The sequence below is a fragment of the Exiguobacterium sp. s192 genome (genome assembly GCF_018618795.1).
GTDB lineage: Bacteria > Bacillota > Bacilli > Exiguobacteriales > Exiguobacteriaceae > Exiguobacterium_A > Exiguobacterium_A undae.
This window is the reverse complement of the sequence record NZ_JACSMS010000001.1, coordinates 488,121-498,044: the sequence shown is the minus strand read 5'-3', so window position 1 is coordinate 498,044 and position 9,924 is coordinate 488,121. Positions and strand designations below refer to the sequence as shown.

General features: G+C 47.6%; 17 protein-coding genes. All 17 read right to left on the bottom strand.

Features of this window, described 5'->3' with window-relative positions; genetic code table 11:
* Position 1 precedes the first annotated feature (1 nt).
* The 17 genes from KNP87_RS02540 to KNP87_RS02460 all read right to left on the bottom strand — a co-directional run bounded on the left by KNP87_RS02540 (position 2) and on the right by KNP87_RS02460 (position 9,912).
* Positions 2 to 1,792, bottom strand: a complete 1,791-nt coding sequence (locus KNP87_RS02540; RefSeq protein ID WP_214720714.1) for a phage terminase large subunit family protein — start codon at positions 1,790 to 1,792, stop codon at positions 2 to 4.
* Positions 1,770 to 2,366: a hypothetical protein gene (locus tag KNP87_RS02535; protein ID WP_214720713.1), complete on the bottom strand. Its 597-nt coding sequence runs from the start codon at positions 2,364 to 2,366 to the stop codon at positions 1,770 to 1,772. The genes KNP87_RS02540 and KNP87_RS02535 overlap by 23 nt, the downstream gene beginning before the upstream one ends.
* A 402-nt stretch (positions 2,367 to 2,768) precedes the next feature.
* A complete protein-coding gene (locus KNP87_RS02530; protein ID WP_214720712.1) occupies positions 2,769 to 3,092 on the bottom strand; it encodes a hypothetical protein in 324 nt (107 codons plus the stop codon).
* 364 nt (positions 3,093 to 3,456) lie between these two features.
* Positions 3,457 to 3,717 carry a YjcQ family protein gene (locus tag KNP87_RS02525; protein WP_214720711.1) on the bottom strand — a complete coding sequence of 87 codons (261 nt, stop codon included), beginning with the start codon at positions 3,715 to 3,717 and terminating at the stop codon, positions 3,457 to 3,459.
* 157 nt (positions 3,718 to 3,874) lie between these two features.
* Entirely contained in the window at positions 3,875 to 4,306 is a 432-nt protein-coding gene (locus KNP87_RS02520) for a hypothetical protein (protein ID WP_214720710.1), read from the bottom strand.
* A 201-nt stretch (positions 4,307 to 4,507) separates the two neighbouring features.
* Positions 4,508 to 4,732: a hypothetical protein gene (locus tag KNP87_RS02515; protein WP_214720709.1), complete on the bottom strand. Its 225-nt coding sequence runs from the start codon at positions 4,730 to 4,732 to the stop codon at positions 4,508 to 4,510.
* A 101-nt stretch (positions 4,733 to 4,833) separates the two neighbouring features.
* A complete protein-coding gene (locus KNP87_RS02510; RefSeq protein WP_214720708.1) occupies positions 4,834 to 5,040 on the bottom strand; it encodes a hypothetical protein in 207 nt (68 codons plus the stop codon).
* 169 nt (positions 5,041 to 5,209) lie between these two features.
* Entirely contained in the window at positions 5,210 to 5,710 is a 501-nt protein-coding gene (locus KNP87_RS02505) for a dUTP diphosphatase (protein WP_214720707.1), read from the bottom strand.
* The gene (locus KNP87_RS02500) at positions 5,707 to 6,153 is read right to left on the bottom strand and encodes a hypothetical protein (RefSeq protein WP_214720706.1); all 447 of its coding nucleotides are present in this window, start codon (positions 6,151 to 6,153) and stop codon (positions 5,707 to 5,709) included. Before KNP87_RS02500 ends, KNP87_RS02505 begins: the two co-directional genes overlap by 4 nt.
* The gene (locus KNP87_RS02495; RefSeq protein ID WP_214720705.1) at positions 6,131 to 6,469 is read right to left on the bottom strand and encodes a hypothetical protein; all 339 of its coding nucleotides are present in this window, start codon (positions 6,467 to 6,469) and stop codon (positions 6,131 to 6,133) included. The genes KNP87_RS02500 and KNP87_RS02495 overlap by 23 nt, the downstream gene beginning before the upstream one ends.
* Positions 6,470 to 6,546: 77 nt before the next feature.
* Entirely contained in the window at positions 6,547 to 7,260 is a 714-nt protein-coding gene (locus KNP87_RS02490; RefSeq protein WP_214720704.1) for a hypothetical protein, read from the bottom strand.
* A gap of 91 nt (positions 7,261 to 7,351) precedes the next feature.
* On the bottom strand, positions 7,352 to 7,810 hold the full coding sequence (locus KNP87_RS02485) for a replication terminator protein (protein ID WP_214720703.1): 459 nt from the start codon (positions 7,808 to 7,810) through the stop codon (positions 7,352 to 7,354).
* A 14-nt stretch (positions 7,811 to 7,824) separates the two neighbouring features.
* Positions 7,825 to 8,130 (bottom strand): phage antirepressor KilAC domain-containing protein, encoded by a 306-nt coding sequence (locus tag KNP87_RS02480; protein WP_214720702.1) that lies wholly within the window; start codon positions 8,128 to 8,130, stop codon positions 7,825 to 7,827.
* Positions 8,131 to 8,183: 53 nt separating this feature from the next.
* Complete coding sequence (locus KNP87_RS02475) at positions 8,184 to 8,426, bottom strand: hypothetical protein (protein ID WP_214720701.1); 243 nt, start codon at positions 8,424 to 8,426, stop codon at positions 8,184 to 8,186.
* Positions 8,423 to 8,731 carry a hypothetical protein gene (locus tag KNP87_RS02470; RefSeq protein WP_214720700.1) on the bottom strand — a complete coding sequence of 103 codons (309 nt, stop codon included), beginning with the start codon at positions 8,729 to 8,731 and terminating at the stop codon, positions 8,423 to 8,425. The genes KNP87_RS02475 and KNP87_RS02470 overlap by 4 nt, the downstream gene beginning before the upstream one ends.
* 63 nt (positions 8,732 to 8,794) lie before the next feature.
* A complete protein-coding gene (locus KNP87_RS02465) occupies positions 8,795 to 9,358 on the bottom strand; it encodes a Holliday junction resolvase RecU (protein ID WP_214720699.1) in 564 nt (187 codons plus the stop codon).
* 101 nt (positions 9,359 to 9,459) lie between these two features.
* Positions 9,460 to 9,912, bottom strand: a complete 453-nt coding sequence (locus KNP87_RS02460; RefSeq protein WP_214720698.1) for a hypothetical protein — start codon at positions 9,910 to 9,912, stop codon at positions 9,460 to 9,462.
* Between the last annotated feature and the right edge of the window lie 12 nt (positions 9,913 to 9,924).

Below are 9,924 nucleotides of genomic sequence, written 5' to 3'. Positions count from 1 at the left end.
ATCACGTCACTCCTCTCGTCGACTTCCGTCGTTTTTTCTTTCGTTTGACCGTTCCGATGGCATATTCTTTCTCCAAGTTCGGATTTAGAATTTCTAATGCCGCAATATTGTAGACGCGAACGTCGAGTGGTTCGTTTCGGTTTCTGACTTTACGCCACACCTTGTAAGGAATCCCTTTTTCGTACCGTGTCTCGAGACGTTCCGCCGTGAGTCCCTTGAAGTATTCCGTTCCGTACCCACGTCCTTCTGGGAAGTGACAATAGTTCGGACCCACTTCTTCGAGTTGAAGATTGGACATGATCCGTGCTTTTCCGTCATCGACACCGAGACTAACGAGGATGGCTTTCGACAACTTCGTTCGCGAATAACCCGCGACGAGTGGCGTGTAATCCCCCGGTTTCGCCGATTTCCCTTTGATGGCATAGATCCGACGGGTTTCACGAGCTTTCGTGAAGCGATAGACCTCTTGTGTGAAGTGACCACCGGAGTCCATGCAGGTGCAACTGATTCCGAATCGTCGGCCGTCTTGTTTTGCCCAGGTCCGTGAGAGGTATTCATCGAGATCGTTCCAAATCTGCGGTTGATTCAAATCGCCATAGATGACTTGGTACTCGATGCCCCATGATTCTTTGCCACGTCCCCAACCGACGACCTCGATTTCAAACCGGTCATCCTGCGTATCGACGGCTGCCGTCAAAATACTGACACCTTCCGGCACTTCCGCAGCATAACGCTCACGTCGTCCGTCCAGTCCGTCCGCATCGACTTCTTCGCCCTCTTCCTCCCATGTTTCTCCGAGCGAGGTATTGACCCACACCTTCATCGCTTCCTGCCCTTTTTTCTTGGCTTCTAGGAATTCAGCAATGATTTCATGCCACTTCTTCCACGGGGATACCAATTCGTTCAAATGAAAACCCCGGCTACGTGCGCCGGGGTTTTCTTGGATCCATTTACCGGGTTGGGACTTCCATTCGTATTCATTGTGGACTGCTCCGCAATGTTCACAAGCAGCCGAATGCGAATCAAAGATGATTTGTGCCCATTTTAAGGGCTGAAAGGCGTCGCAAGACGGGCATGCCAGATTCCAACGCTCTTTCGTGCTCAGTTCATACTCGACCTCAATCCGTGATGTCCCTTTGTTGGTCGGTGTCGATACGAAAATCTTTTTCCGGTTATAGAAGTTGTTCGTCCGCTTCTCAGCAAGTGATAACGGATCACCTTCCGTCCCTGCCGAAACAGGAAACCGGTCAATCTCATCGGCTAGCAAAATCCGAATCGGCCGTGAAGCCAATCCACTCGGGGCGTTCGCTCCGACCATCGCGACATAACCACCTGGGAACGATTTCTGTAGGGTCGTGTTTCCACTGTCCCGACTCTTTGCGTCCGAGACTTTATTTTTGATCGCCGGTGTATCCCGAATCATCGGTGCCAGTCGTTCTTTCGAAAAACTTTGAGCCAGCGCGACAGTCGGTTGCATGATCATGATGGGTGCTGGGTCGAAATCGATATGATACCCGAGTGTATTCAGGATCAATTCCGTCTTTCCGACCTGCGCACTCGACATGATGACGATCTTTTCGAGTTCTGGATCATTGACGGCATCCATGATGGCGCGTTGATAGGGTGCTCGATCTGTTCGCCATTGTCCGGGTTCTGCCGAGGACTCCGATGACAGCTTGCGGTAGGCGTCCGCCCATTCAGAAACGGTAAGGTCCGGTGGAGGCGGCAGCGTGCCACGTATGATGTCACGAAACAACGCTTCCGTATTCTTACTTCTTCGTTTGGCGGCCACGAGGCACCGACTCTCCATCCGATTCAATGTCGTCTATCTTCGATTCGGTGTCCTCGTCATCATCGAGGAGTAGTTTGTCCTTACTCATGTCGTAAAATGCCACCGGATCATATTCCGCTAGTTCCTCGAGTGTTTCGAACACTGCATTCTTCAAAATCGCTTTAATCGGCGGAATTTCTGTCTTTCCGACCAACTGTGGCGCAAATTTAGACGGAATTGACAGAATCCTTGCCCGAAATGCCCCGATCATGTCATTCATGACCCGTTTTACATCCTCTGACCGATGTAAATCACCGCGCATGATCTGCAGCTCGAGCTCCGTTTTCTGCCGTCTCGCCCGTGTCCATAACGCTTCTTCGGTCGTTTTATCGAGTTCATCGTCCTCTTGTTCCCTTGAAACACGAAATTCGATGTACGATTTGATAGAGGCTTTCAAGTCGAAAGAGCCATGCGAAATGCGAACGAGGACACCTTCTTTCGCTAATTGCTGAATTCGACGCGTCGATACGTCGAGAATTTCGCTTATTTGCGCTGTCGTTACAACAGGCGCATGATTGTCTGATTCTTTACGCACCAACGGTTCACCCACTCTCTAAAAATTATTTCCCAAGATTTCAAATGCGAAAGCGAAACGACCTTTTTAAGATTGAAACTAGCACGTTTCCGGGCTCGTATGCACCCGTAACCCTTTTTATACCGTCGGAGGACCCAAAGCACCCCCTCTCGACTTCACACGTTCAAATTTTTTCTGTCTATATGTTCCAAAGCAATCACGAATGGGATCCACGCCAGTCACGATTGCTTTGCAACATACAAAAAGACGCCCGAAGGCGTCTTCCCAGAGGTAGGAATACACGAAGCAGAGGATAATCCCCTGCTAGTGGCGCATGATACGGGTCCGTGTATGATGGATCGGTCGCCAGACCTGAATGAATGTGTTTGACCCCTCATGCGCCATTAGCAATGGACTAACCAATCATGACTTAAGCGTCGAACGTGCTCGCTTCATCATGCGTTGGTCTTGATGTGCTCGACTTCTCTTCTTCATCACGATCGTCGATGCATGTGGATGTAGCATCCTCGCCTTGTCCCATGTCTTGTTCCCCTTTGCATCGAGTGTTCGTCGCACCGGTGATGTAGTCATGGCTTGTGTTCGCTTACCTAACTTATCTAAGAGCCATGCGATGGCTTGATCAACAACTCGCTTGATCCGCTTAAAAAACAGACTCACCTTACAAGTGAGCACCTTAATTGCTTCAGTGAAATCCGTTACTTGTCTATCATCTAATTGTTTCTGCATTGCTGTCACCTCCTTACTGGATTGGTACACATAGCTATCCGAGCGAGCATGCAGTTGACGAGTAGGACTGGGGTAAGACTACAGGTGAGCTGCACACCGAGACGGGGATCTCCTCTCGCTAGGATAATTACGGGTACCAAAAAACGCCCTATCCGTTTCAGGGCGTTTCGTTCGACCATGTATGATGTAAGATGTGTTGCAGAATAACGCAACCTTAGCCGCGCCCGCTTCATTCCACGTAACTAGCATAGCATCAATCCGTCAAGGAATCGTATCAACACTGTATCAAAAGAGTATTAAAAATGTATCAGTTATTTATCTCCCCACAATTATTTTCAACAAAATAAAACGTCGTGTATATTTTTTATGTATTTGCTTCTAGATAATATTCTCCTTTTGGTGTCAACTCCATATCAGCAGTAAAGTGATATAGAGTCCCTTTCACATCTTGAAACTTTCCACCTTCTACAAAGCCTCTTAATTTGGCTTCTCTGAACACTTGATTAAACTGGTAACTATCAAATCCTAAAGCATGAATATTGATATCTCTTCTTCTGTACTGTTTATTCTTTTCTTTAATTGCACTCAATAATTTCAACATCGATGTTGATGAACCGTCATTCATACTAATTCCCCCTAATATGTAATTTTATGTAATCATATAACGATAACTTCAGAGGGTCTAACATTTTGCTTCTTTCGTTATGTGACACTCAATATAGATGATACTTGTTAAGTGGAATATAAAATAAGCATCCCGTAGGATGCTGAATAGGACTTAATTAATTAATTGATTCCAAACTACTTTTAACCATCTGCATCAAATCGCCAGCTCCACTCGATACTGTAGCTATTGGTACTAGTAAGTTCAACAAAAAATCTCTCTTAATTTCTTTCGGTTGCTCACTTTTTATCATTTCTTCAACCATGAAGTGTATAATAGCATTCCTTTGCTCAACAGCGTTCTTACTGTCTTCTACTAATCTTTTTAAAGATTCATTTTGTTCACTCAACAATTCTATTGTTTTAATTTGCATTCTTTTCTCTTCTTGTTCTTTTTCATACATTTCTTTACCTAACTTCTCAGCCAATTTCATAGTTTCTATTTTATGTGCATCAAAGAAGTCCTTTTCCCGATTAAGCATGCGTTTCGTTTCTTGATTATGTTCATGCAACCTAGTTGCCATTTCTTTAAACATTTCTCCATTGAACATTCTTAACACCCCTTTATTTGTCTACTAATTCATATTATAAAGGGTTATAAGTTGAAAGTCGCTTTCACACAGACTACATTTATTTTATTCAATAAAGCATGGTTTTCCTCGAGTGCGCTTTACTAATCCAGATAAAATAACAAAGGTGAAGAAAGTTTTTGTATCAATATTGTCTTACAATTTTTTCTGATATTTCTTCAGTTACCATCGACGACCGACATCATCATAATTTCCGTCTTTATTCATAGAACATTCTACTGCATCTCGACGACGGTTGTAAGTGACATAGACGTGTAGATTTGGATTTTCATCGGCCATTTTTCGAGCTGATTCAATTGTGGTTTTTTCATCCGTATGACTCTTCTCAATTTCTGGATCTTGTCCTCCAGGAACATAAGCTTGTATTGTCCAAACTTCACCATTCATGATTATATTCACCTCATTTCTATTAGTTAGTTTCTCTTTACCCTTTTGATGCAGCCGCATATCAAATCAAACTTTTATCCTTTTATCGATTGATCAACATTTTAACTTTCTTCGAATTTTACGAAGTTAATCACAACGACAGAACCAGTTGGATAGCCATTTTGTTCCTCGAAAAACTCAGTTACTTTTCTTATATCTTCAGCCCCCGTGATCGGATTATCCATATGGAACTCACCTTGCGCAAACCCGCTGAATGTACCAACTCGATCTCTACCTTTAACGTGAAAAGAAACAAAGTACCGATACATATTCCATTCCCCCTATAAAATTTACTGTTTAGCCGCTGGATAACTCTCCACCTGCAACAAGACGCCACCCAAGTCCTCAGCAAGCTTTTCGCATTATGCTTTATTGGCCGCCCAGGTGACGCATGTCTCTTTTGCGCCACCTTTTTCGTAATAGATGCGGACCCACATGTCAGTAGTTCGTCAGGATGCGTTCGAGATTCGTTTCTGTCTTGGCGTCGAATGCTTCGACAATCTCCAATTCTGACACGTTGAGGTGTTCTGCAATCATCAACAGGGCACCGAATGACCGGCGGATTGTAGAGGCATCGACTGCAGCGTGACATAACCGTTTCATTTCATCATTCTTGCGACTGTGATGCGTATAGGCGCGATGGATCATGGCGTGATATCCGATGGGGCCACCACTCACGAGATCAATCGAGGCAATGCCGGCGATGAACTTCAAGGCATCGGCCAATTCTTCGACAAACTGTTTCCGCTGCGGCTCTTTGACGGTCCACCATTTCCATGCCCCTTTCAGTTCGTTGATGCATTCCGCTGCCTCGACACGATACGCGGTTGTCCGTTCCCAAATGGGTACACCGGTCAGTTTGTATTGATCGAGTACATGTCGGTCAAACTGCGCTTGTTTCTCGCACAGCAGAAGCCATGTATTGAGTGTCAGAATCATGATTGTTTCTCCTTCGCTATTTTTTTTCGTTCTGCCGGGGTTTCGAGTTTGTGTTGTTTGAACCAATTATGAACGGTCGTCACGCTACACTTTTTAAGGCGACTGATTGCAGCGAGTGACATCCCCTTCTTTTCGATCAATCGATCCAGTTCCTCGCGTGGTGGACAGATTACTCTCGGTTGAATGACCGGCGGCGTCGGTTTCTTCGGACGCCATTCTGCAGACGTCGATTTCCGCGGTCGTGCTTTGATCGAAACCGGGATGGCAGACGATTCGCCGTATCCAGGACACGGTACCCATTTTCCGTCGATGTAGTAGGCCATTCCGTAGGGATGGTGGAAATACCGTTTCATTTCTTCAGGTATTGCCGGTTCTGTCCGGTTGTTTAAACGCCGGATGGCTGTGTTGTGCGACATCTTATCAATCAGCTGAGTATGACCCATCGCCCTGCTCCCCCTGTGAGTGGTTTGTGGTGTAGTCTTCCGTCTGAAGTAACGGATAGTAGAGTGTCTCTTTCGTGGATGTCGTTCGTGTTGTGATCGGTGGTTGTGCCCGGAACGTTTGCTTGATTTCAGCTCGTTTTGTTTCCGTCTCTTCCCGGAGTCGTGTGAATGTCTCCTCGAAGGCACGATTGTTTGCTGCATATTGCTTCGCTTTCCTCTGTTTTTTCTTATTGATCAATTCTTTGGCGACATCGATCATGAATAAAAGCAATATGAACGATGCGGTGATGATGAGAAGCCATTGGTCTAACTGCATGATTAAATCCCACTTTCTAAACGTTGAGTAAAGAACAGCCAGGACGTGCGCCTGGCCTGTTCGGTTGGTTGATTGTTTTAGGCGATGATCGTGATTTTCTCTGCGTCGATTGCGTCACTCAATTCTTCTGTAAGGTACTGTTCGATGTTTTTGATGGCTTCGTTCTTCCATGCTCCACCGTCTGCCTCGAACAAGGCGACTTTCGGACCGGACTGCATCCGGAGGACGAACTTGCTTTCTGGTTGTGCAACCTCTGTAAACGTCCGGTATGGAGCAAGCGTGACGGGATTGATGACTTTCGCATCCCCGACAGTCGCGACACCTGTTTTCACCGTGACCGCTTGCGAGATACCATCGTCTCCGATTGTCCGGACATTATCTTCTTTCATCGTGCCGACGATTTTCAGGATGATTTCCTGATCGCGGTTCGGGACGAAGACGGACTGCAACTTGATGTTGATGTCTTCCGTGTCGTAATACGAATCGAATCGGAAGGTTGGGACGTAGGCATGGGCTTGGATGAAGTGGCTGCGGTTCATGTCACTGTTGAGTTTATTCATGATCGTGACCGTCTCTGGGTCCTTGATGTGGATTAGTAGACCTTCACTCGTATCGAACTCGCTTTTGACGTACTCGACGAGTGCCGTCAACGTGTGGACCTTTAACGGATTTGCCGTTGGTGCTGTAATGGCATGGAGGTCACGGTCAGAAACCGTGCGACCGTGTACCTCCGTTGTTTGAAATTCACCGTGTTCCTTGATCCAGTTGAAAGCGTCTTTGAGTAATGACATGTGAGTATCTCCCTTTGTGTGTTGGATTTTGGTGTATCACGTGTAACTGGTCTATCTGATGAATCTGTCGAACAAATCATTACTGCAGGTATTACCGCTGTGCTGCTGACGGTGATGTCGCGCGGAAATCGATGACGTTTCCGTCTTGGACCACTTCAACTTCCGGCACTTCATACTTCGCCTGTTCGACTACATCAATCGGTATCCCGACGTCACTGACGATTTCTCCGTCTTGCGAGATCATCATCTGTCCCGGCGAACCCGACTTCAGTTCTTGGCCAACGACCTGACCAGCAGCATTCTTATCGATGATGATCTTCGAGCCGACCGTCCGGGCTGGTGTCAACGTCGTCTTGACTTCGATGTCGACCATTGCGAGGTCCCGTTCCTCATCTGCCGATAACACCATCGTGATGACGACCTTCCGTTTCTTCGTTGGATCCGTGTTTTGGTCCGCGATGTTCGCATAGACCTCGTTCATGGCGATGTTGACACGTTCAGCGAGTGCGCCGTTTGCGAACTCATTCAGGTTGATTTTAGGTTGTGACATGTGATTACCTCCGATTAGTTTGAGTGATTGTGGATGATGTCATGGATCAGGAGACGCCCGATCTGTGTCCATTTCATCGTGATGGCTGCATCGAGCTGACCACCTTTATGCATGAAGGGATACTCGTTGATCGTGACAAGCCCTCGTTTTTGATGCGCGGTACACAGTTCCCAATTTTTGTTGACCTTGCGTTGGACGCCGGCCGACTCGAGTAACTGATTCAATTTCCGAGCAGTCATCCCGTATTCCCGAGCGACGGCCGTTGTCGTCATCGTTTGTGTACTCGCCATGATGTGTTCCAGTTGTGGGTCTTTTGACATCTTCATGAGTGGTATCCTTTCCTGTGAAGGATTGACATACGGTAGTCGAAATATCAGGACGACGGGTTGCCCGTTGCCATCCGTTTATCCCGCTGTGCCGCACATTTGATCCAGTGTTGCCATGTGCCGGTCTTGTGTAATTTGTGACTCATCGACTTGACGCTGCTGTGCGTTCGGTCATACTGATCGGCATGCTGGAACAATGCTCCGTCCGCTGCCTTACCTGACTTGATGAGATGCGACAGGGAAATCAATTCTTCGACCGTCCAGGCGTTGAAATGACGAGCTGGCTTCATACGCTCACCTCTTCATCCTGCGCAATCCGTTGCAACGACTCGATCAGTTCTTTCGTGAAGGACCGCTCTTTCATGAACCGGATACCTTGCATGTCCTGTTGGACGTGTTCCAGACGAGTGATGGCATGCATGAAGCCCTGTTCATACTCCTGATCTGTCTGACCTGTCTTCAGTACGTTGTCGAGCAAGGCCATCGCTTCGACCAAGATGGCGCGTTGTCCACCCGTACCGCTTACCCCAAGTTCTAGATACGTGTCTTCGACGTATAACCGTCCCCGTCGAATCACCTTTTCTGCTGTGATCATGTGTGTCTCCCCGTTTCATGATTGGATTGTCCGATTTTCATGGTGTAGCTGACTGACCGGCGTTCACTCGACTCTGCCTGTCGTTTCTCGCGTCTCGAACATCTGTTCCTGCTCGATTCGTAAAGCGACTATGGCTAAGTAGTCTAAAAGGACGTGACGACCTTGTAGGACGCGTTTCGTGTGATTTTTGAACCACTCGTAGGGAATCGACTTCCGTTCAGTCTGATTCGCCCAGTCCAAGGCATCATCGGCGGACAGGTAGTATGTCTCGTTGTGTTCTTCGAAATGGATCAACAGGAAGCTGATGCCTCCGTAGTCCTGCACCCGGCGAAGTTCGTCGAATTGATGTGGCTCGACGTTTTGCGGCGGGAACGACGTCTTGTTCTGTGTCGATTTGGCATCGAAGCTGACGAACCGGTTCTCGTAGAGTCCGATGTAGTCCAGTCCACCCGATCGTTCGAACCAATGTTTCCTGATTTGCCCTTTAGGTCCGAGTAGGAGTTTCACCTCTGGGAACGTCTTGCGGAAGTGGGCTCGTTTCTGTAAGGCATACGTCCGGTTCGTGTTGTCGAGCATCGTCTCGAAGCGTTTGCCGCGGTTCTTGTAAGTCACGTGTGTCAGATGCATGCATTCCTTCCTGCGGATAGAGATAGGTGTGATCGGCTAACTGTCGGGCTCGTTCCTTGGATTCACCGAGGACCGTCTTGCGCCAGAGATACGTTTTGACGTCAATGATCATGCGCGTCGTTCCAGAGGTTGAAGCGGTCAGCGATGATGCCGAGCAACTTGTCTTTTGCCTTGTAATACGCGTTCCGGTTTCCGTAGCAGAGACTCGACATGACGACGAGGTCCGTATGACGGAGACGCGGTCGGTACCGTAAATCCCAGATGTCGATCAGTTCCGGTGCAATCTCCTCGAGTTCCGTCCGGATCCCGACGAGTAAGCGATACTCAGCTTCCGCCAGTCGGATTTGATCGAGTACCATGACCGCCTTCTCGACGTTCGAGCTTGGTCGACTGTTACGCTGGACCTCGCTTGCTTGATACCCTGCCGTGATCGATGTCTCTGACTGCAGTTGTAACGATGAGATGCGTGCCGGGAGCGAGAAGTAGTGTCTCAACTTCGTTTCAGCCGCAGCCCGTTGCACTTTGGTGAGTTTATGCGTGATTAGTGGTTCCATTCTGCGCTCCTT